This window comes from Bradyrhizobium sp. CCGUVB4N, from assembly GCF_024199945.1.
In the GTDB taxonomy this organism is placed as follows: domain Bacteria; phylum Pseudomonadota; class Alphaproteobacteria; order Rhizobiales; family Xanthobacteraceae; genus Bradyrhizobium.
In genome coordinates this window covers 9,190,956-9,212,720 of the sequence record NZ_JANADP010000001.1, presented here as the reverse complement: position 1 = coordinate 9,212,720, position 21,765 = coordinate 9,190,956, and the positions used below count along the sequence as shown (strand labels likewise).

Below are 21,765 nucleotides of genomic sequence, written 5' to 3'. Positions count from 1 at the left end.
CATTTGAGAACTTTTCTTGAGAGATAAGGTTGCGTTGTGAACGCCATGCAGAGTTCCTGCCATCAGGGTTTCTGCAATGACGCGACCTCAAGCGAGTCCATCGTCGGGCATAGCTCTGCCGTTCGGCGCGAGCGCCGCGGTCAGATCAGCGATGTCAGAGATGGCGTGTTCGCGAGGTCAGCGCGTACTCGGCGCCCCGTCGCACGCGGGAGGCTGGATGTCCGAGGAATCCAGGACGGCATCGTTGGAAATGGAAATTGATTTCAATACCGCGTTGAGTCCGTAAGACATGGTAGCCTCCCCGTCCTGCCGTGATTGCTCACGGCAAGGTCCTGCGTGTCCTAGTAGACAACTGCGACTGAGGTCGCCGCTGTCCTGCCCGTCTGCACTGTTCGTCCGCTCGGCTTCGCCATCACGCGTGTCGGTGTAGCTTCATGACGTCCCTCGTTTGCGCCTGGCGCGAGCGGGATTGAGAAAAATCCCGCTTGGAGACATTCAGACAAAGAGCTACCGTTCCCACATTGCTGTGGGTGTTGATCCGACAATCGCTTGTTGAAGCGTCGCCTACGTGCACACCGCCGCCGATTTGCACGCTCGCCCCGTTTCTAAAACCGCGCTGGTCTCAAGATCGTGGGCGCCGCGAACGACTTAAGGAATACACCAAGCGGAAAGACTCGCAACGAAATTGATTCACACTTGAGGCGTTAAAAATCTTGACCAGCGTTAACGCCGCGCAAGAGTTGTTCACAGGCTTGAGACCAAGTTTTTGGATTCGTGCACAGATTCGAAAATGCGGGACGTCATGTGACAATGACTCCCCTACCGCCAAAAAATTTTTACAAAAGCGTCACGCACGCACCGCGCGCACGAATTTTCCAAATGCTTGGCGGCGCTATGTCGATAAGTGATTAGCGAGACATCGTTTTTTGAGTCTCGTTTCGCAGGGTAACCCCGGAGCGAAACCTGTTCCGGTGAATCTACGGTGTGCAGAACTTTCGTACGAGAGAATGCAACTTAGCCCCGCCCCGCAGGGGTTTTTTGCACCGCAGTGAAAGTTTCCGCTGTTGCAAAACACCGACAGGTAAGATTACGGAGCGCGAGCCTGGCGCTCGCGACAAAAGTCTTCCAACGAGAGATTGGTCGCCCAACGACCGCAAGCGGGAATTGTGACAGGCAACAAAAAGCCCGGCGTGAGCCGGGCTGATTGAAAGCGCGATGTTCGGTTGCTTCAGCCGATCGGGTGAGACGATCGGATCGCGGCGACGAAGTTGCGTCGCGAACTCAGCTGCCGAGATTACTTGGCGAGCTTGGCGATCTGCGCGGTGAGGCGCGAGACTTTGCGGCTGGCGTTGTTCTTGTGAATGATGTTGCGCTGGGCGGCGCGCATCAGCGCGGGCTCGGCGGTAGCCAGCGCCTTGACGGCGGCGGCGCGATCGCCGGTTGCGATGGCCTCCTCGACGTGACGCACGGCACCGCGCATCTGGGTGCGGCGCGACTTGTTGACGGCGGTGCGGCGGGCGATCTTGCGCGTCGCTTTCTTGGCGGAGGTGGTGTTGGCCATGGTCTCAATGTCCTTTGCGGGTACCGGTCGCGTCTTGGTCGGGTAGCGCCGGCAGCTTGACCGCGGAATCGACGCTCGGATTTAGGGTGTTCGGTTGCTGGCCGTTCCCGGAACATGAGCGATAAGCCTTGCGGCCATCTCTGAGGCTCAAAAGAGCCTGCAACTGCTCAAAGAACAGCGGCGGCAGGATTGCGCCCACCGCCAGTTGGCGCCCTTATAGAGGGGGTCTTGGGCACCGTCAACGCTTTAGGGGCTGGAAAAGCAGGCCCGGGAGCGCTCCAAGAGGGGCCGTAACGCCCTGATGAGGTTGAATTTCTGCCGTCTCCCGGCTATTGGCTGACGGCGTTTGTGGGGGTCATCCGATCGGGCGACCATAAAGGGTGAGGCATGATCCGCGGCTTTTTCCGACTGATTGGGCTGTTGCTGCTCGCCGGTGGGTTCTTCTTCATGGTCTATGACGGCGCCCGCTGGGTGGCCGACCAGACCCTGCGCTTCACCCGGTTCGGCCAGTTCTGGAACGACATCAACCAGGCCAGCCAGTCCGCCTTCCGAACCTGGGTCGAGGCCAAGGCACCCTGGCTCTGGACCTCGGTGATCCGCCTGGTGCTGGACCAGCCGGTTTTCGCCGTGCTCGGCCTCCTCGGCATTCTCCTGATGATCCTGTTCCGCCCGCGCAAGCCGCTGATCGGCTATTCCCGGGATTGATCTTCAATTCCCGCCGCGACTGAGCATCGCACCGGGCGCGGGCGTAACAAGACTGCTGCTCGCTGCGTAAAGACCTATATTCCCACTCGATCGCGAGCACGCCGCCTGAGCACCTGGCTCGGGCGCGCGACAGCTCGTTTTTTCGGAGATCCGATCATGCTGTTCATGCGCAAGACCACCGCACTGCCGAGCGCAGCTGACGCGCTGCCCGGCCGCGCGCAACCGATTCCGACCGCGACCATCCATTTCGTCAACGGCGCGAAGCTCGCGCCGCCTTATCCCGCAGGCCTCGAGCAGGCCGTGTTCGGGCTCGGCTGCTTCTGGGGCGCCGAGCGCAAATTCTGGGAGCTCGGCGACGGCATCCACGCGACCGCCGTCGGCTATGCCGGCGGTCACACGCCGAACCCGACTTATGAAGAGACCTGCTCGGGACGCACCGGCCACACCGAAGTGGTGCTGGTCGTGTTCGATCCGAAGAAGATCTCTTACGAGAAGCTCCTGAAGACGTTCTGGGAGAACCACAACCCGACGCAGGGCATGCGTCAGGGCAACGATGTCGGCACGCAGTACAGAAGCGCGATCTACACGTATTCCGATGCGCAGAAGAAAGCCGCCGACGCGTCGAAGGCGCTCTATCAGAAGGCACTTGCTGCAAAGGGTCTCGGTGCCATCACCACCGAGATCGCGCCGGCAGGCCCGTTCTATTTCGCCGAGGACTATCATCAGCAATATCTGGCGAAGAACCCCGCCGGCTATTGCGGCCTCGGCGGCACCGGCGTCGCGTGCCCGATCGGTGTGGGCGTGAGCGCGTAGGTGCGGCTTTCTTACCCTCCCCTGGAGGGGGAGGGTCGCTGAGCATGAAGCGGAGCGGAATGCACAGCGGGGTGGGGTGACAGTCTCTCCGCGAAGAACACTGCCCGAGTGGAGAGATCACCCCACCCCGCTCGCGCTGCGCGCGATCGACCCTCCCCCTCCAGGGGAGGGTGCGACCGTCACAACCAACCCCCTCAACCCTTTATTAACCATAACCGGTGCATCACTGGAGCTGTCTCGTTCCGAGGGATGGTCCGGTGCCGGTTGCACGCGCGTTTCGATGGTCGATCTTGGCAGCGTCCGCCGCGCTGGCCCTGGGCGGCTGCATGCAGACCGCCGGTCCCGTCGCGATGGTGCAGCCCCGTCCCGATCTCGACGCCATGGCCTATGGCCAGCCCTACAGCGCTCAGCCGGTCGTTGTTGCCAACGACGGCGGCGGCGCCATTGCCGCGCTCAGCAATTCCTTTGCGTCGGGTCCAGGCCCCGTGCCGGTCGCCTATGCCGCGCCGATGGTGGCCGCGCCCGTCCGCTACGACGCCTCCTATCACCTCGATGCCGGCGACAAGCTGCGCGTCGTGGTCTATGGCCAGGAAGGTCTCACCAACAGCTACGCCATCGATGCCGGTGGCTCCATCACCATGCCGCTGATCGGCGCGGTGCCCGCGCGTGGCCGCACCACCGCGGGGCTTGCCGGTGAAATCGCCGCGCGCCTGCGCAACGGCTACATCCGCGAGCCGTCGGTCGCCGTGGAGATCGAGTCCTACCGCCCGTTCTTCATCCTCGGCGAAGTCGCAGCGCCCGGACAATACCCCTACGTCCCGAACATGACGGTCGAGAGCGCCGTCGCCATCGCCGGCGGTTTCTCGCCGCGCGCCAAGCGCGACGTGGTCACCGTCACGCATACGGAAGGCGGCGGCTCCATGCGCGCTGTCGTGCCGCTCGGCACGCCCGTCAGCCCCGGGGACACCGTGTTTGTCGGCGAGCGCTGGTTCTAGCTCTCTTCCCGCATCGTTCAGCGCCTGAAATCGAGCCGCCCGTTCGGAAAACATCCGTCGATGCGCGCGGCATCGACCACCAGCCCGACCCATGGCCGCATGATCGCGGGATTGGTCAGGTTGATGTATTTCCCGATCAGGCCATTGCCGCTCTCGCGCACGGCATCGATCAGTCCGTGCCGTCGGCCGCCGTCCCAATCGAACCGCAGATAGATCCGTTCGCCTGCGACGCGGACCTCGGCGCGGCCCTGCTTCCAGGTCTCCGGCGTATCGCCGGCGATGGTCGGATCGGCGCCGCCGTTCCAGCGGCTCGACCAGATGCCGTCGAGCGGGTCGCTGATTGCGGAAGCGGACGCCCAATGCGCGGCATTGCTGTCGGCGGCATCGCCGGCCAGCGAGGCTGATAGGGCGTAGTGCATGACTTCGGCGTCGCCCGGCGCCGGCACGTCCATGGTGCCGAACGGATTGCGGATGACGAGGTTCGTATTGGCCTGCTGCATGACGCTCTCCCGGCGTGAACTGGCTTGATCAGCCAGCTCTATCGCCGCGCGCCGTGACGCAGCCACCCGATTTCCGTTCCGCGTCATTCCGGGCGCGCGCCTGACGGCGCGTCCCGGAACGACGGCGGAGAGAGCTGCGCGCTATTTCGTCAGATGCTTCGCGAAGAAGTCGAGGCTGCGCGGCCAGGCGATCTCGGAGCTGGCCTTGTCGTAGCTCGGCCGCTCGTCGCAATGGAAACCGTGTTGCGCGCCGGGGTAGATGAAGACCTCGACATCAGGCCGCTTCGTCTTGACGGTCTCGACATCGGTCAGCGGAATGCCGGCGTCCTTCTCGCCGAAATGCAGCTGCGTCGGCACCTTCGGTTTCTCGTCGGCAAAGCGCACGACGGCGCCGCCATAATAGCCGATCGCGGCCTTCAGGCCGGTGAGCCGCGTCGCCGCGACGAAGGCGATGCTGCCGCCGAGGCAGAAACCGATGATGCCGACCGGGCCGACATTCTTCACCGCATCGATCGCGGCCTGGGTGTCGCGCAGCATCGCGTCCCAGTCGGGATTGGCGACGAATTTGCGCGCCTCCGCGATCTCATCGGGCGTATAGCCGGACTGGAAGCCCGGCGTGGTGCGATCGAAGATCGACGGCGCGATCGCGACATAGCCTTCGCCTGCGAGACGGTCGCAGACCGAACGGATGTGATGATTGACGCCGAAAATCTCCTGGATCACCACCACCGCGCCCTTCGGCGCGCTGGCAGGATCAGCGCGATAGGCGCCGAGCTGGAAATTGTCGGAGGCCGTCAGTTTGATGTCTTGTCCCACGCGGGTTGTCCTTCTTGTTTGTCGATCCGAAATTCAGCTTTCTGTTCCTCATCCTGAGGAGCGCTCCAACGGAGCGCGTCTCGAAGGATAGAGGCCGAGATGTGAGAGCCGGGCCTTCATGGTTCGAGACGGCGCTGATGCGCCTCCTCACCATGAGGATAACGAGCTACTCCCACATCCAGTTCTCGCCGTAATCCTCTTTCCATCCGGCCAGCCGTCCATGACGGAATTGCAGGAACAGGCGGTGGCGGTAGGGGATCAATCCGCTGCCGCCGATATCGCGAAGCGCGAGATAGATCTCATTGCCGGGGCGCCCTTTGACGTATTGCAAGGGCTGTCCGAGCACGCGCGCGGTCTGCTCCGCGTCCATTCCGAACGCCAAAGGCGTATTGTTCGACAAGGTGTCGACGAAGGGACGGCGCGACGGCACCGTGCCGAACGGCTCGGCCTGCACCGACGCGGCCATCGAGAGAAGCGCTGCGCCTGCAGCCAAGATTGCCCGCTTCATGGTACTGATCCCCGTATGACCGCTATCCCGGCAAGTTCTTCAGGAAAGGCACCACGGCGTCAACAAAAGCCTTGGGCTGATCGATGTTGACGGCGTGTCCGGCCGCGGGGATCACGACCTTTTGTGCACCCGGGATCTTGGCCGCCATGTAGTCGGACGCCGCCAGGAAAGGTGTGTCGTCGGCGCCGACCACGATCAGCGACGGCACGTTTATGTTCGGCAACAATTCCATCACCGCCGCATCGCGCTGGGTCAGCATGCCGCGCGCGGCCAGCGCCAGGCCCTTGGCGTTGCGATGGCTGGCGGTGGCGCGCTCGCGCGTTGCCGATTTCAGCATGTCGAGCCCTTCGCGATCGAGCTTGTCGGCGGTGGCGAGCGCACGCGCATTCCAGGCCTCGCGCGCGTCGTCCTTCTTGAAGCCCGGGCCGGTGTCGATGATCAGCAGCGCGCGTGCGGCTTGCGGGTGGGCGCGGTAGAACGCCAGCGACATGTAGCCGCCGAGCGACAGCCCGCCGATGATGGCGCGCCTGGCGCCGACCGCGTCGAGGATCGCCGCCATGTCGCCGATGGTGAGCGCTTCGCTGTAGGCTTTGGGATCGTCAGGGTAGTCGGATTGGCCATGGCCGCGCATGTCCCACAGCACGAGCTTGTGGTCTTTCGAAAGTGCATCGACCTGTCCATGCCACATCGCCGAGGTCGAGGAGTAGCCGTGGGTGAGCAGCAGCGGCGGCCCGTCGCCATGCACTTCATAATAGATGCCGACGCCGTCCCGATCGATCCTTGGCATTGCTTCCGCCCTTTCTTGTTCTTCATTCTAACCACGACACCGGTGCACCCTCGCCCCTTGCGGGAGAGGGTGGATCGCCGCGTAGCGGCGAGCCGGGTGAGGGGTATCTCTCCGCGAGTCCAATTCTCATTCATTCGAATGCGCGGAGAAATACCCCTCATCCGGCGCTTCGCGCCACCTTCTCCCGCAAGGGGAGAAGGAGCGTCCGCACCTGCGGCTGCACTTTAGCGCGCCAAGTTACTTCGAAGAAACTGCCTGAAGGCGCTGCTTGTTGCGTTCAGTCGCTAACATCAGCGCTGCTATCGCAACGCACAACAAGCGGATGCCGAGATAGTTTCGATCGATTCCAAATTGCATTTGCCACAACGCGGGAACGCGATCATTCTTGCGCGCAAGGCGGCCGCCGGCCCGGTGGGCGTCCGCTACTCAAGTTGCCGCCGTAAGCGGCTTCATTGCACCGGCAGGGGAAGACGCCTATGCCAACGCTCACGATCAACGGGCGGAGTATGTCCGTGGATGCGGCAAACGACACGCCGCTCCTTTGGGCCATCCGCGAACAGTTGCAGATGACCGGCACGAAATTCGGCTGCGGTGCCGGCCTGTGCGGTGCCTGCACCGTGCACGTCAACGGCGAAGCCGTGCGGTCGTGCCAGACCATGGTCGGCGACGTCGCCGGCAAGAAGATCACCACCATCGAAGGCCTTTCCGCCAAGGGTGATCATCCCCTGCAGAAGGCGTGGGTTGCCGAGCAGGTGCCGCAATGCGGCTACTGCCAGTCCGGGCAGATCATGCAGGCGGCTTCGCTGCTGGCGAAGAACGCGAATCCGACCAAGGAAGAGGTCGTGGCCCATATGGACGGCAATCTCTGCCGTTGCATGACCTATTCGCGGATTCAGAAGGCAATCATGCGCGCCGCCACCGAGATGCGCACCGCATCCGCCGCCGGCAACGAGCGGAGGCCCACATGAATCAGCACGTGAAGAACGTCACCCCTGAAACGACTGATCTCGGCCGTCGTTCATTCCTGGTCGGCACCGCCGCCACCGGCCTCGTGCTCGGCTATGCCGGCGTGCCCGGCATTGGTGAAGCGCTCGCAGCAGCGCCCGCCAATTTCGAGCCGAGCGTCTGGTACGCGATCTCGCCCGACGGTCTCGTCACCGTGACCTGCGGCAAGGCCGACATGGGACAGCACATCGCCTCCACCATGGCGCAGATCGTCTGCGAGGAGCTGGGCGCGAAGTGGAGCGACATGCGGGTCAACCTCGCCTCCAACGATCCGAAGTTCAACGACCCGGTCCTCGGTGCGCAGATCACCGGCGGCAGCTGGTCGACCATGATGAATTTCGACGCGATGAGCCGGGCGGGTGCGGCCGGACGCATGGCGTTGACCGAAGGTGCTGCCGCGTCGATGGGCGTGCCGGCAGGCGAGCTCACGGTGCGCGATTCCATGATCGTGCATGCGAAGTCGAAGAAGCAGATGTCGTTCGCCGATGTCGTCAAGAGCGGCAAGGCGACCAAAACCTTCACGCCCGATGAGCTCAAGGCGATCAAGCTGAAGACGCCGGATCAATACACGATGATCGGCGTGTCGGTGCCGCAGCTCGACATCCCCTCGAAGACCAACGGCACGGCCAAGTACGGCATCGACGTGATGATTCCGGGTATGGCCTATGGCGCGGTGGTGACGCCGCCGGTGCGCTATGGCGCCACGGTGAAATCGGTCGACGATTCCGCTGCGAAGAAGGTGCCGGGCTTCATCAAGGTCGTCACCCTCGACGACAAGACCCAGACCACGACCGGCTGGGTGGTTGCGGTCGCCAACACCTACGCCAACGCCAAGAAGGCGGCGGCGGCGTTGAAGGTCAGTTATGACGGCGGTCCGAATGCGAAAGCGTCGAGCGAGTCGCTGCTCGAGGAGGCCAAGCGGCTTCAGAAGCTCGATGACTCCGGCCAGTTCTTCGTCAAGGACGGCGATGTCGGAGCAGCCCTCGGCACGGCGGCGAAGGTGCTGGAGGCGGAGTACACCACCAGCATCAACATCCACGCGCCGATGGAGCCGATGAACGCCACCGCGGAGTTCAAGGGCGACATCCTGCACATCTATTCCGGCAACCAGTTCGCGACGCGCTCCGGCGCGATTGCGGCCGGCGCCGCCGGGATCGATCCGAAGTTCGTGGTGATGCACCAGATGTGGCTCGGCGGCGGTTTTGGCCGCAGGCTGGACGCCGACATGATGGTGCCGGCCGTGCAGGCGGCCAAGGCCGTAGGCAAGCCGGTGAAGGTGATCTACACGCGCGAGAATGACATGACGATGGATTTCTCGCGTCCGCTTACCTACCAGAAAGTGAAAGCTGGCGTGGATGGCGACGGCAAGCTCGTCGCGCTCAGCCACGACGTGGTCTCGGCCTGGCCGACCCAGCGTTGGGGCATCCCCGACTTTCTGTCGCCCTCGGTCGACAAGAAGGGCCCGCTCGACGCGTTCACGGTGAACGGCTCGGACTTCTTCTACACCGTGCCGAACCACAATGTGCGCGCGATCAAGAACGAGATGGCGCACAACGCCACCCCGTCAGGCCAGCTCCGCTCGGTGGCGCCGGGTTGGACCTTCTGGGCGGTCGAAAGCATGATCGACGAGATCGCGGCTGCGACCGGCAAGGATCCGGCGCAATTCCGCATCTCGCTGCTCGACGGCGCCGGCAAGAACGACGGCGGCGCGCAGCGGCTGCGCAACACGCTGCTCGCCGCGATGGGCCTCGCCGGCTACGGCACCAAGAAACTCCCCAAGGGAGAAGGCATGGGCGTCGCCTGCGTGTCGTCGCAGGAACGTGCGACCGCAAGCTGGACCGCTTGTGTCGCGCATGTCGCCGTCGCGCCCTCGGGTGACGTGACCGTGAAGAAGCTCACGGTCGCAACCGATGTCGGCACGCAAGTGCATCCCGACAACATCCGTGCCCAGGTCGAGGGCGCGGCGCTGTGGGGCCTGTCGCTGGCGATGTACGAGAAGGCGACGCTGAAGGACGGTGGCATCGAACAGACCAACTTCGATGGCTACACGCCGCTTCGCATGAGCCAGATGCCTGAGGTCGCGGTCGCCGTGATCGCGAACGGCGAGAAGGCGACCGGCGTCGGTGAGCCGGCGGTGACGGTGGTCGCGCCCGCCATCGGCAACGCCATCTTCAACGCCTCAGGCGCCCGCGTCCGGGCGCTGCCGATCACGGCGGAAGCCGTGAAGGGAGCGATGAAGGCGTAAGGCTGGCTTCACTGCCGGGAAGAATGATCCGCCGGAGGGCCACCTCCGGCGGATTTTTTGTTGTCAAAAAGCCAGTATTTTCAATGGCCGTTCTACGGTGCATGGGGTTGTTTTCGCGTTCCGGCGGGACTGCGATCCGTAAAATTGCGTGCAATTCCGGCAGGTTCCGTTGAGCACGCCTCTTAAGGGCCGGAGAACCTGATCCGGCTTAGGCTGACGCCAAAGACACTCCCGTGCTTTTGGGGAAGCCATGAACGCGCCAGCCAAATCCGCCGCCAAACGCCGGCTTCTGCTCGCCTCCGACCGGAGCGATGCGAGCACCGAGCTCGCCAGCATCCTGAAGGCGGTCGGCGACGTCTCGACGGTGACGACGCAGGACATCCCCGAGCAACCGTCGCGCGATCTCTCCGGCCTCGTGGTCGACATCAACCTGCGCTCGCCCGAAAGCGTGCAGCGGGTGCGCAACAAGCTGCGCGCCGAAGGCTATCGTTCGATGCCGCGCTTGTTCGTACTGGCCGATGCCCTGCACCACGGCACCATGCAGGCCTGGGCGCTCGGCGCCACCGACACCATCTCGCGGCCGCTGCAGGCGGAGGCGATCCTGCAGCGCATCCGCGCCGCATTCCCCGATACGGCGACCTATGACGCGACCGATCGCGGCAAGACGCTCAACCGCGGCGTCGAGGCGGCGCATGCGGTGCTGAAGAAGATGTTCGAGAAGCTGCCGCTCGGCGTGCCCCTGACGTTCGACGACGTCATCGCTGCCGAGAGCAAGATCCTGAAAGCGATCAAGCACTCGTCGCTGCGCGAATGGCTCACCACCGTCGGCTGCCATCACGTCGGCAGCTATCGCCACTGCCTGTTCGTCACCGGCTTTGCGGTGTCCTTTGCGCAGCATCTCGGCATGCGCGAGGACGACCAGCGCCGGCTGACCCGTGCCGCCTTGCTGCACGATGTCGGCAAGGCCTTCGTTCCCTCCAACCTGCTCGACAAGCCCGGCAAGCTCACCGACGAGGAGATGGCCGAGGTGCGCGAGCATCCGCGCCGCGGCTATGACGCGCTCGCAGCGCAAGGCGGCTTCCCGCCCGAGATGCTCGATGTCGTGCTGCATCACCACGAATTCCTCGATGGCTCCGGTTATCCGAACAATCTGTCGTCGAACCAGATCAGCGACATCGTGCGGCTGACGACCATCGTCGACATCTACGCAGCCCTGGTGGAGAAGCGCGCCTATCGCATGCCGTTCACCCATTCGCGCGCCTTCACGATGATGGAAGGCATGGGCGGCAAGCTCGATCAGCAGCTGCTGCAGGCGTTCCGGCCGGTGGCGCTGGGATCGTTCTGACGCGGCATTCTCCGCTGCCGTAGCAAGGGTGGGAAGGCGCGCCCTTAGCGCGCCGTATGACTCTGCCGACCCTCAATCCTCGTACGACGAAATCTCGATCAGGCTGCCATCCGGATCCCGGCAATAGACCGAGTGCAGCGTGCCGCGGGCGCCCTGCTTGGGGACCGGGCCTTCCTCGATCGCGACGCCATGCGCCTTCAAATGCGCCACGACCTCGTCTGGCGTGGCGGAGGTGAGGAAGCACAGATCCTCGCTGCCGGCGGTCTGGTGGTCGGCGGTGAACCACTCCACCTTGTCGGCGTCGCGCGGCCTGACGTTGATCTTCTGTTGACCAAACTGAAGCGACGTCCGCGGCGCTTTGCCGCCGCCGGGGTCGAACACCTTGACTTCCATGCCGAGGATCTTGCGATACCACTCCGAGGTCACTGCGACGTCGGCGACGTTGATCACGAGGTGATCGAGGGCCTCAACCTTGACCGGCATGCCTTATCCTTTCGTCGCCATGGGGCTTGCGCACTTTCCGCAGCAGGCGGGCTTTGTTACAACGCCGCTGACGCCGCTATCAAGAACAACGCCCTTTTTAAGAACAACACCCCTTTCTAAGAACAACACTTGGGAGAACCCTTGAGATGATCACTCGCCGTAACGCGCTGGGCCTGCTCGCAGCCACGCCTTTTGTAGCCAGCCCGCTGTCGAAAGCTTTCGCCGCCGACTATCCGTCGCGGCCGGTGAAGTTCGTGGTCGGCTATCCGCCGGGCGGCGCCACCGACATCCTGGCGCGCTTGATCGGCCAGCGGCTGTCGGAGCGGCTCGGCCAGCAATTCGTGATCGAGAACAAGCCGGGCGCCGGCAACAATATCGGCACCGAATCCGTCGTGAATGCCGAGCCCGACGGCTACACCGTCCTGCTGGTCAATCCGGCGAACTACATCAACGCCACGCTCTACGCCAATCTCAAGTTCAACTTCGTCCGCGACATCGCGCCGATCGCCGCGTTCCAGCGCGTGCCGAACGTGATGACCGTCAACAAGGACGTGCCGGCCAAGACCGTCGCCGAGTTCATCGAATACGTGAAAGCCAACCCCGGCAAGGTGAACATGGCTTCCTCCGGCAACGGCACCTCGGTGCATCTGTCCGGCGAAATGTTCATGGCGATGACCGGCTGCAAGATGCAGCACGTGCCCTATCGCGGCGCGGCGCCGGCGATCACCGACATGCTCGGCGGCCAGGTGCAGGTGATCTTCGACAACATGCCCTCGATCATCCAGCACATCCGCTCGGGCTCGCTTCGTGCGCTCGGCGTCACCACGGCGCAGCGCTCGCCGCAGCTGCCGGACGTGCCCGCGATCGGCGAGACGGTGAAGGACTACGAGGCGAGCGCGCTGTTCGGCATGGGTGCGCCGAAGAACATGCCCAAGGACATGATCGCCAAGCTCAACAACGAGATCAACACGCTCATGAAGGAGCCCGACATGACCAAGCGCCTGGTCGAGCTCGGCGGCGATCCGCTGGTGCTGACGCCCGAAGCGTTCGGCCAGGAGATCGAGGCCGAGACCGCGAAGTGGAAGAAGGTCGTCGAGTTCGCCGGCCTCAAGGTCGAGTAGCAATTTCGCGCATGATTGGAGATGGAGCCCCGCCGCAAGGCGGGGCTTTTTTCCTGCGTGGTTCCCGCTTGACGGGATGGCGTTCGCGTCTATACTAAACCGTATGGTTAAGTATAAAGACGAGACGCTCGATCGCACCTTTGCGGCATTGTCCGATCCGACACGGCGCGCGCTGCTGGCGCGTCTCGGCGAGAAGGACAGCCTGTCGGTGAGCGAACTGGCCGCGCCGTTCCCGGTCTCGCTGCCGGCGATCATGAAGCATCTCGACGTGCTGACGGATGCGGGCCTGATCGTGCGCGAGAAGACCGGGCGCACCGTTTCCTGCCGGCTTACCGCGCAGCCGATGGAGCAGGCGATGAACTGGCTCAATCGCTATGCGCAATTCTGGTCCGAGAGTTTCGACCGCCTTGCCGCCTTTGTGGAGGACAAACCATGGTCAACGCAGCCGCCAACGCCGCCGAACGCGCAACCGAAGGTCCAAGCCTCACACTCACGCGCCGGCTCCGCGCGCGGCCGGAAAAGGTCTTCGCCGCCTGGACGCAAGCCGCGCAGCTAGTGCAATGGTTCGGGCCGCCGAACATGAAGCCGGCGACGTTGAAGGCCGACCTGGATGTTCGCTCCGGTGGCCGCTACCGCATCTCGTTCACGCGCGAGGACGGCGAGTATTTCGAGGCGGGTGGCCTTTATCGCGAGGTCGTGCCGAACGAGCGGCTGGTCTTCACCTGGGCCTGGCATTCGACGCCGGAACGCGAATCGCTGGTGACGATCACGCTGAAGCCTGATGATGCCGGCACGCTGATGATCTTTCATCACGCCCAGTTCTTCGACGAGACCGCGCGCGACAACCATCAGCGCGGCTGGAACTCGTTCTTCGACAAGCTCGACAGCTTCGTCGCCTGATTCCTGTCAGAGGAGGATACCATGCAGCAACATCAGATCGTCTCGCGCGAGCAATGGGTCGCCGCCCGCAAAGCCCATCTGGCGCATGAGAAGGAGCTGAGCCAGGCCCGCGAACGCCTCGCCGAGGAGCGCCGCGCATTGCCCTGGGTGAAGGTCGACAAGAGTTATGTGTTCGACGGGCCGAACGGCAAGGTGACGCTGGGCGATCTCTTCAAGGGCCGCCCGCAGCTCGTGGTCCAGCACGTGATGTTCGCGCCCGACTGGGAGGCGGCCTGCAAGAGCTGCTCGTTCTGGGCCGACGGCTTTGAGCGCATGGTGCCGCATCTGGCGGCGCGCGACACCACCATGGTCGCGATCTCGCTGGCACCCGTCGAGAAGCTCGAGGCGTTCAAGAAGCGCATGGGCTGGAGCTTCGACTGGGTGTCTTCGGGCCGCAACGACTTCAACTATGATTACGAGGTCTCGTTCACGCGCGAGCAGATCGATCAGGGTGTCCCGAAGTACAATTTCGGCACCACACCGTTCTATGGCCCCGAGCTGCCCGGCATCAGCGTGTTCTATCGCAACGAAGCCGGCGACATCTTTCACACCTATTCCTGCTTCGCCCGCGGTCTCGACATGATGAACGCCGCCTATCAATATCTCGACCTCACTCCGCTCGGTCGTCACGAGGACGGTCTGCCCTATCCGATGGACTGGGTCCGCCTGCGCGACCAGTACGAGCCGCAGGCGAAGAGCGCGTGCTGCCACGGGTGAGGGAAGGCTCGGTTTGATGCGCAGCCCGGATGGAGCGAAGCGAAATCCGGGACCTTGCGAGGCGTGCGACGTCCCCGGATTGCGCTTCGCTCCATCCGGGCTACGAGACCGGCTTTGCCGCTACTTCTTCGCGTCAGCCTGCTCAGTGCCGTTACACGAGATCAGCATCGTGTAGGCCCGCGCGTTGCCGGCGATCTCGGGGGTTTTCAATTCGCCCTTCGGCTCGGCAGTCTGGTACGGCACCACCGAATTGTCGAGGAAGTCGCGCAGCGCGCCGGTCTTGATGGCGAAGTTGATGTTCTCCGGAATGTTGCCGGTTGCCGCGGCGATGCGCAATCCAGGGAGCTTTCCTGTGACCACGCCCACGATCTGACCGCTGTTGTCGAACAGCGGGCCGCCGCTATTGCCGGGCTGCACCGGCGCACTGATTTGCAGGAACCGCGTGTCGTTGAGTATGCCGCTAAGCGAGCTCACGATACCGGTCGTCACGGTGAAGTCCGACGTGAGCAAGCCGTGAAAGGGGAAACCGATCGCGACGACGGAATCGCCGGAGTGGAACGAGCGATCGCGGATCCGGGCGAAGTCCTTGAATGCCACCGTCGATGACGGCTGCAACAAGGCCAGATCGTTGTTCGCATCGCTCGATACCACGCGCAACACCATCGCGGCTTCGCCGGTGAGATTGCCCTTGAGCTCGCTGCAACCATCGATCACGTGGTTGTTGGTGACGATGTGTCCGTTGGCGCTGACCACGAAGCCGGTGCCAAAACCACTCTTGGCGCCTTTGGCGGGTTTGCCGGCCGGCGGCGAGCCTTGCTTGTCGGCCGTGGCTGCGGGCTTCGCGGCACCCTTGGTGAAGTCGCCGGCCTTGTCGAGTCCGTCGGCCTTTACTTTGGTCACGCAATTGGCCAACGCCGCGATCAGCGGCCCGGTCGAGGTCAGGTCAAAATTCAGGACGGCGCGGCCCGCCGTTGCGACCATCAGGCTCGCCTTCTGAAACGTGCGCACGACATTGAGCGGCATAATGGCGGTGAGCATGTTGGATTGATACGCCGTAGCGTAAAGCCTGGCCTGCTCCTGCCCGTCAAAGGTCACGTCGATCGCGGCGTTCTCGCCCTTGTTGAGGTGGTAGCCGGGGCTCGCAAAGGCGAGCGACCATGTGCCGGCTGCATTCTGGCTCACGACCAGGATGACGCCGCTCGCGTAAGGCGCCGTCGCGGCGCAATGGGAGAAGGCGCCTGTTTCGTCGTTGCTGAAGGCGCCGCCGATCCAGTTGCCGACATTGACGCTTCCGAATGGCCCCTTCGCATGTGCTGATCCAGAAAGGCACATCTGCAACAGAGCAGCGACGGCAAACGACTTCAACCACATGACTTCCCCCCGGAACGCTTTGGCGCCATCTTATCTGCGTGGGCCCACTTCGCGCAACCGACAGTTGTCTGATCGGGCGGCGTCCCTCGCGGACGACTTTCAGGCTTGCCTTTACTTTGTACTGCGGTATACTTTGCATCACAAAGTGACCGGGCGGACTGGTTCGTGAACTGGGTGGAGCGGGGTTTTGGCGTTGCCGATGCGCGATCTCGACAAGGCACTGGCCGACATCGTGGCAATCCGCAGCCAGATCGCGGCCGGCACGGCATTCCGCGGTTACGGCCCGGCGACGATGGCCGCGACAGGCGTGGTCGCGCTTGTCACCGCAATCCTGCAATTCTGGCTGCTCGGCGACCCCAACAGCGAGCCGCTCGGCTTCTTTCTCGGCTGGTTCGTTGCGGCTGCGCTGTCCGGCCTGATCATCTGGGTCGAGATGCGGGCGCGCTCGCGCCGCCATCATTCGGGCCTTGCCGACGCCATGATCCACCAGGCGGTCGAGCAGTTCTTGCCCGCGGGCGTCGCCGGAATCCTGCTCGCGGTGGTGATGTGGAAGTTCGCGGCCGAGACGCTGTGGCTTCTGCCGGGGCTGTGGCAGATCCTGGTATCGCTCGGCATTTTCGCCTCCGTCCGCTCGCTGCCGCGCAGCGTGGCGTTCGCCGGGTCCTGGTACTTCATCTCGGGTTTTGCCGTAGTGGTGCTGGCGAGCCGGACTCACATGTTGTCGCCGTGGACCATGGGGCTGCCTTTCGTGATCGGCCAGTCGATGATGGCGGCCATTCTGTATGTTGCGTCCGGAGAGAATGATGTCGAAGACTGACAGCGCGCCTTTCTCCTATGAAGGGCTCGACCGTGTGATCCACGAGAAGGCGAGGCTCGGGCTTCTGACCTCGCTGATGGCGCATCCGAAGGGGCTCGCCTTCGCCGATCTCAAGCAACTCTGCGGCCTCACCGACGGCAATCTTAGCCGACACCTCGCGGTGCTGCAGGAGGCGGGCCTGGTCGAGGTGACCAAAGGCTATGAGGGCAATCGCCCGCACACCACCTGCCGCCTGACCAAGACCGGCCGCCGCCGTTTCCTCGATTATCTCGCCGTGCTCGAGCGTCTCGTGCGCGATGCCGCCAAGGCCGCCGGCCGCGAGGCACCGCCGCTTGGCCGCCTCGGCATTCTCTCGACCTGATCGTCCCCCTTTTTGACCGGAGACTTTGCAATGCAAAGTGACGTCACGTCCCCCAACGACAAGCTTCACGTCGGCATCATCATGGACGGCAACGGACGATGGGCGACGCGGCGCGGCCTGTCGCGCGTGCGCGGCCACGAGGCCGGCGTCGAGACCATCCGCCGCATCGTCGAGGCCGCGCCCAAGCAGGGCATCGGCACGCTGACGCTCTACGCATTCTCGACCGACAATTGGCGCCGGCCGAAGGCCGAGGTCGCAGCCCTGATGACGCTGCTGCGCTTCTACCTCGCCAACGAGGTGCAGAGCCTGGTGAAGAACGGCGTGCGGCTCAACGTGATCGGCCGTCGCGACCGCTTGCCGGACGGCATTGCCACCGCCATCACGCGTGCGGAGGCCGCCACGGCCCACGGCACGACGCTGCATCTGCGCATCGCCGTCGACTATTCCGCACGCGACGCCATTCTCAATGCCGCGGCGAAGGCGGCCGCGCTGACCAGCCTCACCCGCGAGGCCTTCTCGCAACTGGTCACCGGCGAGGCCGGCTTGCGCGACGTCGATCTCATCATCCGCACGTCGGGCGAAAAGCGGCTGTCGGACTTCCTGCTCTGGGAAGGCGCCTATGCCGAGCTGCATTTCACCGAGCGGATGTGGCCGGAATTCGATGCGGCCGATCTTGCCGCCGCACTGGCTTCCTTCCATGGCCGCGAGCGACGCTTCGGCGGTCTTCAGGCGATCATGCCGGAGGAGGTGCCCTCGCTTTCTCGGGCGTGATGCTGCAAAGCGTTTTCGAGCGAAGTGGATACCGGTTCGCGTGAAGAAAACGCGTCAAAAAAGCGGAGCAGAGCAAGAGTCTCCGCAGCAGCCAAGTACGATGTCTTCGGGTTCAGTCGGGGGATTGGGCTTCTTCATAGGAGCGGGACGGACGATCACGCCAACCAAAGCGGGAGCGAAAGTCCATGCGTGTTCTTCTCGTCAACGTGCCTCATCCCTCGATCGGAAGCCGTATTCCGGACGATCATCTGCCGCCGCTCGGCCTGCTCGCGATCGGCGGCCCGCTGATCGACGACGGTCACGCCGTAAGGCTGATCGATGCCGAGTTCGGCCCGATGCCGGTCGCGGATATCATCAGCGAAGCGAGCCGCTTCGCGCCGGACGCCGTGTTGTTCGGTCATTCCGGCTCGACCTCCGGACATCCCGTGATTACGGAGATCGCGCAGGCGCTGGTGAAAGCCATGCCGGGCGTGCTGATCGTCTATGGCGGCGTCTTCCCGACCTATCATTGGCGCGACATCCTGCGCGACGAGCCCTATGTCAGCGCCATCGTTCGTGGTGAAGGCGAGGAGACCGCGCGGCGCCTGATACGCGCGCTGGAATATGGCCACGATCTCAGCGGCGTTGCCGGCATCGCGCTCCGCGACGTCGCAGGCCCCCGTGCGACGCAGCCTGCGCCGGTCATCGCGGATCTCGATGCCTATCGGATCGGTTGGGAGCTCATCGATCACGCGCGGTACAGCTATTGGGGTGGCCTGCGTGCCGTGGTCGTGCAGTTCTCGCGCGGTTGCCCGCATCTGTGCAATTATTGCGGCCAGCGCGGCTTCTGGACGCGTTGGCGTCATCGGGATCCCGTCCGTTTCGCCAAAGAGCTGGCGCGCCTGTATCGCGAGCACGGTGTGAAGGTCATCAACTTCGCGGACGAAAATCCGACTGTGTCCAAGAAGGCGTGGCGGGCCTTCCTCGAAGCGCTGATCGCCGAGAATGTCGATCTCATCCTGGTGGGCTCGACCCGGGCCGACGACATCGTGCGCGATGCCGACATCCTGCACCTCTACAAGAAGGCAGGTTGGCAGCGCTTCCTGCTCGGACTGGAGAACACCGATGAGAAGACGCTGGAGCTGATCCGCAAGGGGGCAACCACCGCAACCGATCGCGAGGCCATTCGCCTCTTGCGGCAGCATGGCATCTTGTCGATGGCGACCTGGGTGGTCGGGTTCGAGGAAGAGACCGATCGGGATCACTGGCGTGGCTTGAAGCAGCTGCTCGCCTACGATCCCGATCAGGTACAACTGCTCTACGTCACGCCGCATCGCTGGACGCCATACTTCCGGCTCGCCGCCGACCGCCGCGTGATCCAGCCGGATCGCCGCCGCTGGGATTACAAGCATCAAGTGTTGGCCACGCGCTACATGGCGCCGTGGCGCGTGCTGGTCTGGTTCAAGTTTACCGAGATGGTGCTGCAGTGTCGCCCCAAGGCGATCTGGCGCGTGCTGTTCCAGCGCGACGAGGGCCTGCGACACGCCATGCGTTGGTACACGCAGATGGGCCGCAGGGTCTGGCCGCACGAGATCCTCGAATTCTTGCGTGCGCGACGGCTGAGATGGGGGCCCACAGTGCGCGAATTCTGGGGCGCTCCGCAGGACGCCGAGGAACAGTCGATGACGGCCGCACGGCCGGAGCGGCGTGTCGGCACGCGCGAAGCGGCATGAGTGCAAACCCTGTGTGATGTCCGGCCGAGGACAACGCGCTGTTCGTTTCTGACCGCAAGATTGGCAGCTCTGTCCAAGCGGCAAATACGCGACCTCGGCTAGGTGTGCGGTCCACGCAACCTGCCGAGGGCTTCGCGCATGTCACGATTGTCTCTGGATGCTGTCGTTGACGAGACCGAAACGAACCGCGCAGTCCGGATCAGGGCTGCCGATGCCGCCGACGTGGAGAGCCTCTCGCTCTATTTCACCGGCCTGTCCGCGACGACGCGCAACAAACGCTTTATGGGCGCGCGGGCGGACCTGGCCGTCGTCGCGGCCGAATGCGTCGCCAAGGTCAGCCATCCCGATTATTTCACCTTGCTTGCGGAGCTCAGGCTGGATGAAGGGCAGAGCACGATCATCGGAGAAACCCGATACGCCTATGACGCGGTCGCTCGGCACGGCGATTTCGCCATCTCCGTTGCCGATGTCTTTCAGCGCAAGGGCGTCGGCCTGCAGATGATGGCCGCGATGGAGCGACGCGCGAGCGATCTCGGTCACGAGATGATCGCGGCCGAGACCGCACGAGCCAATGCCGAGATGCGCGGCCTTGCGAAGAAGGCGGGGTTTGCGGATACCGGCCTTGGCGACTGGCAGTCGATTCATCTCGCAAAACGGCTGTCGCGCTGACCAGACTTGCCGAAAGCGGCCGTGCGGCCCGCTCAAAAACCGCTGCATCCCGCCGCGGATCGTGCTCTACTGCCTCCCAGGACGGGAGCTTACGGCGATGCGTGCGGTTCTGGACTATTGCACCGGTGGAACTGAGCGTCAGATTGCGGCCGGCACGGATCTGGTGACCGAAGGCGGCGCCTCCGGCCATCTCTATGTGCTGATGAGCGGCAAGCTCGAGGTGCTCAAGGGCGAGATGGTGGTCGCCACCATCGCCGAGCCCGGCGCGGTGCTGGGCGAGATGTCCGTGTTGCTTGGGCTGCCGCACACCGCGACGGTGCGGGCCTGCTCCGACACGGTCGTCTACGAATTCGCCGATGCTGCCTCGCTCCTGAAGCGGGAGCCGGAGGTCGCGCTGCTGATCGCGCGCATGCTGGCGCAGCGGCTCAATGCCGCCAACACCTATCTCGCCGATCTCAAGCGGCAATATGCCGGTCACGGCACGCATCTCGCCATGGTCGGCGAGGTGCTGCAGAGCATGATCAACCTGCCGCCGCTCGAGGTCTCGCCAGGCTCGGATCGGCAATCCGATCCAAGGATGTAAGCCAGTCCGGCGGCTCGGCGATATCAGACGCCGGCCGCTTCAGCGGCGCCGCAAGATCGATCCACTGTGCTTCGCCTGCCGCCAGCCAGAACGCCTTGTTCTCATCGAGGTCGAGCACGATGTGCGTCGGCGGCCGGCCGGGCTGCAGGCCCGCATTGAATACCCAGGTCTGGCCCAGCCGGTCGAACCACGAGCCGTCCGTGATAAAGGGGGATTGATGCACATGGCCCGAGATCACCATCGACGGCTGATACTGCATGATCCACTGCACCAGCTCGACATCGCCGAAGAACCGCTTGCCGCCCCAGCTCGTCGGCGAATTCGCCGGCGGCGCGTGATGTGCCCAGATCCACCGCTGCGGACGCTCGAGCGCGGCATCGCGCAGCTGGTCGGCGATGCGCTGCTTGACCAGCGGCCCGTCCCACCACGGGCACACCGTGAACAGCGTGTCGCCGATGCTGAGATTGTCGCCGTCGCAGGCGATGCCGAGCTCCCGCACCTCCGAGATCCAGCGCGAGATCTTCTCGCCCTCCGCATTGCGCTCGTCGAGATCGTGATTGCCGGAGCAGAGAATGACCCTGGTCTGCGCCGCGATCAGCGCGAGGTACTTCTTCACCACCACGATCTGGGCGCGGAAATCCACCATCGATCCGATGTCGAGCGCATCGCCGGCAAAGATCACAAGGTCGAATTGCGGCGCAGCGCTGACCAGCCAGTCGAGCTGCGGCAACGAGTAATGCAGGTCGGCCACGACCAGGCAGCGCATCGGGAATCCGTCGGAGAGGGTGCGAAAATGTCTGGGAATTCCAAAACGTCATAACGCAAGAAGCGGACCAGAACGGCCGCACATCAATCGGTCGAGCGAAGCATGCTGTGCTGCGCGGGAGCGCGCAAGTGCCGGCAGCGTCGCAGGGCTGGACCGGATGGTCGAATTCTGGTGT

The 21,765-nt window shown here is 63.9% G+C and carries 24 protein-coding genes; 16 read left to right on the top strand and 8 right to left on the bottom strand.

What is annotated here, in order from left to right:
• Positions 1-1,294 precede the first annotated feature (1,294 nt).
• Positions 1,295-1,561: a 30S ribosomal protein S20 gene (gene rpsT, locus NLM31_RS42915; protein WP_254135171.1), complete on the bottom strand. Its 267-nt coding sequence runs from the start codon at positions 1,559-1,561 to the stop codon at positions 1,295-1,297.
• 387 nt (positions 1,562-1,948) lie between these two features.
• Here rpsT and NLM31_RS42910 point away from each other — a divergent pair, with 387 nt between their 5' ends.
• The 3 genes from NLM31_RS42910 to NLM31_RS42900 all read left to right on the top strand — a co-directional run bounded on the left by NLM31_RS42910 (position 1,949) and on the right by NLM31_RS42900 (position 4,074).
• Positions 1,949-2,266 (top strand): hypothetical protein, encoded by a 318-nt coding sequence (locus NLM31_RS42910; protein ID WP_057754029.1) that lies wholly within the window; start codon positions 1,949-1,951, stop codon positions 2,264-2,266.
• Between the two features lie 156 nt (positions 2,267-2,422).
• Positions 2,423-3,079 (top strand): peptide-methionine (S)-S-oxide reductase MsrA, encoded by a 657-nt coding sequence (gene msrA, locus NLM31_RS42905; RefSeq protein WP_254196113.1) that lies wholly within the window; start codon positions 2,423-2,425, stop codon positions 3,077-3,079.
• Between the two features lie 257 nt (positions 3,080-3,336).
• Complete coding sequence (locus NLM31_RS42900; RefSeq protein WP_254196112.1) at positions 3,337-4,074, top strand: polysaccharide biosynthesis/export family protein; 738 nt, start codon at positions 3,337-3,339, stop codon at positions 4,072-4,074.
• Between the two features lie 17 nt (positions 4,075-4,091).
• Here the strand turns inward: NLM31_RS42900 and NLM31_RS42895 are convergent, their stop codons facing one another.
• From NLM31_RS42895 to NLM31_RS42880, 4 genes are all read right to left on the bottom strand, one after another.
• Positions 4,092-4,574: a hypothetical protein gene (locus tag NLM31_RS42895; RefSeq protein WP_254196111.1), complete on the bottom strand. Its 483-nt coding sequence runs from the start codon at positions 4,572-4,574 to the stop codon at positions 4,092-4,094.
• Positions 4,575-4,715: 141 nt separating this feature from the next.
• Positions 4,716-5,390 carry a dienelactone hydrolase family protein gene (locus NLM31_RS42890; protein ID WP_254196110.1) on the bottom strand — a complete coding sequence of 225 codons (675 nt, stop codon included), beginning with the start codon at positions 5,388-5,390 and terminating at the stop codon, positions 4,716-4,718.
• 166 nt (positions 5,391-5,556) lie between these two features.
• Positions 5,557-5,898: a hypothetical protein gene (locus tag NLM31_RS42885; protein WP_254135166.1), complete on the bottom strand. Its 342-nt coding sequence runs from the start codon at positions 5,896-5,898 to the stop codon at positions 5,557-5,559.
• A gap of 22 nt (positions 5,899-5,920) precedes the next feature.
• Positions 5,921-6,685, bottom strand: coding sequence for an alpha/beta fold hydrolase (locus NLM31_RS42880; RefSeq protein ID WP_254196109.1), 765 nt, complete (start codon positions 6,683-6,685; stop codon positions 5,921-5,923).
• Between the two features lie 476 nt (positions 6,686-7,161).
• Here NLM31_RS42880 and NLM31_RS42875 point away from each other — a divergent pair, with 476 nt between their 5' ends.
• The 3 genes from NLM31_RS42875 to NLM31_RS42865 all read left to right on the top strand — a co-directional run bounded on the left by NLM31_RS42875 (position 7,162) and on the right by NLM31_RS42865 (position 11,280).
• Positions 7,162-7,653 (top strand): (2Fe-2S)-binding protein, encoded by a 492-nt coding sequence (locus NLM31_RS42875; RefSeq protein WP_148777577.1) that lies wholly within the window; start codon positions 7,162-7,164, stop codon positions 7,651-7,653.
• Positions 7,650-9,935, top strand: coding sequence for a xanthine dehydrogenase family protein molybdopterin-binding subunit (locus tag NLM31_RS42870; RefSeq protein ID WP_254196108.1), 2,286 nt, complete (start codon positions 7,650-7,652; stop codon positions 9,933-9,935). Before NLM31_RS42875 ends, NLM31_RS42870 begins: the two co-directional genes overlap by 4 nt.
• Before the next feature lie 250 nt (positions 9,936-10,185).
• Complete coding sequence (locus NLM31_RS42865) at positions 10,186-11,280, top strand: HD-GYP domain-containing protein (protein WP_254135163.1); 1,095 nt, start codon at positions 10,186-10,188, stop codon at positions 11,278-11,280.
• A 72-nt stretch (positions 11,281-11,352) separates the two neighbouring features.
• Here the strand turns inward: NLM31_RS42865 and NLM31_RS42860 are convergent, their stop codons facing one another.
• A complete protein-coding gene (locus NLM31_RS42860) occupies positions 11,353-11,763 on the bottom strand; it encodes a VOC family protein (RefSeq protein ID WP_254135162.1) in 411 nt (136 codons plus the stop codon).
• 146 nt (positions 11,764-11,909) lie between these two features.
• Here NLM31_RS42860 and NLM31_RS42855 point away from each other — a divergent pair, with 146 nt between their 5' ends.
• From NLM31_RS42855 to NLM31_RS42840, 4 genes are all read left to right on the top strand, one after another.
• Positions 11,910-12,884 carry a tripartite tricarboxylate transporter substrate binding protein gene (locus NLM31_RS42855; protein ID WP_254135161.1) on the top strand — a complete coding sequence of 325 codons (975 nt, stop codon included), beginning with the start codon at positions 11,910-11,912 and terminating at the stop codon, positions 12,882-12,884.
• Between the two features lie 103 nt (positions 12,885-12,987).
• Positions 12,988-13,440, top strand: coding sequence for a helix-turn-helix transcriptional regulator (locus NLM31_RS42850; protein WP_254135160.1), 453 nt, complete (start codon positions 12,988-12,990; stop codon positions 13,438-13,440).
• The gene (locus NLM31_RS42845) at positions 13,440-13,784 is read left to right on the top strand and encodes an SRPBCC domain-containing protein (RefSeq protein WP_254135159.1); all 345 of its coding nucleotides are present in this window, start codon (positions 13,440-13,442) and stop codon (positions 13,782-13,784) included. The genes NLM31_RS42850 and NLM31_RS42845 overlap by 1 nt, the downstream gene beginning before the upstream one ends.
• 21 nt (positions 13,785-13,805) lie before the next feature.
• Positions 13,806-14,540 (top strand): thioredoxin family protein, encoded by a 735-nt coding sequence (locus NLM31_RS42840; RefSeq protein ID WP_254135158.1) that lies wholly within the window; start codon positions 13,806-13,808, stop codon positions 14,538-14,540.
• Positions 14,541-14,660: 120 nt separating this feature from the next.
• Here the strand turns inward: NLM31_RS42840 and NLM31_RS42835 are convergent, their stop codons facing one another.
• Positions 14,661-15,911, bottom strand: coding sequence for a S1C family serine protease (locus NLM31_RS42835; protein WP_254135157.1), 1,251 nt, complete (start codon positions 15,909-15,911; stop codon positions 14,661-14,663).
• A gap of 199 nt (positions 15,912-16,110) precedes the next feature.
• On the opposite strand from NLM31_RS42835, the gene NLM31_RS42830 reads away from it, so the two are divergent.
• The 6 genes from NLM31_RS42830 to NLM31_RS42805 all read left to right on the top strand — a co-directional run bounded on the left by NLM31_RS42830 (position 16,111) and on the right by NLM31_RS42805 (position 20,824).
• Entirely contained in the window at positions 16,111-16,728 is a 618-nt protein-coding gene (locus tag NLM31_RS42830) for a hypothetical protein (RefSeq protein WP_254196107.1), read from the top strand.
• Positions 16,715-17,089: a transcriptional regulator gene (locus tag NLM31_RS42825; protein ID WP_212424295.1), complete on the top strand. Its 375-nt coding sequence runs from the start codon at positions 16,715-16,717 to the stop codon at positions 17,087-17,089. Before NLM31_RS42830 ends, NLM31_RS42825 begins: the two co-directional genes overlap by 14 nt.
• 30 nt (positions 17,090-17,119) lie before the next feature.
• Positions 17,120-17,860 carry a di-trans,poly-cis-decaprenylcistransferase gene (locus NLM31_RS42820; RefSeq protein ID WP_254135155.1) on the top strand — a complete coding sequence of 247 codons (741 nt, stop codon included), beginning with the start codon at positions 17,120-17,122 and terminating at the stop codon, positions 17,858-17,860.
• 185 nt (positions 17,861-18,045) lie between these two features.
• On the top strand, positions 18,046-19,572 hold the full coding sequence (gene bchE / locus NLM31_RS42815; RefSeq protein WP_254196106.1) for a magnesium-protoporphyrin IX monomethyl ester anaerobic oxidative cyclase: 1,527 nt from the start codon (positions 18,046-18,048) through the stop codon (positions 19,570-19,572).
• Positions 19,573-19,710: 138 nt separating this feature from the next.
• Complete coding sequence (locus NLM31_RS42810) at positions 19,711-20,241, top strand: GNAT family N-acetyltransferase (protein WP_254196105.1); 531 nt, start codon at positions 19,711-19,713, stop codon at positions 20,239-20,241.
• Positions 20,242-20,338: 97 nt separating this feature from the next.
• Positions 20,339-20,824, top strand: a complete 486-nt coding sequence (locus tag NLM31_RS42805; protein ID WP_254135152.1) for a Crp/Fnr family transcriptional regulator — start codon at positions 20,339-20,341, stop codon at positions 20,822-20,824.
• Here NLM31_RS42805 and NLM31_RS42800 read toward each other — a convergent pair.
• Positions 20,763-21,590, bottom strand: coding sequence for a metallophosphoesterase (locus tag NLM31_RS42800; RefSeq protein ID WP_254196104.1), 828 nt, complete (start codon positions 21,588-21,590; stop codon positions 20,763-20,765). The two genes, NLM31_RS42805 and NLM31_RS42800, sit on opposite strands and share 62 nt — an antisense overlap.
• Positions 21,591-21,765: the final 175 nt, after the last annotated feature.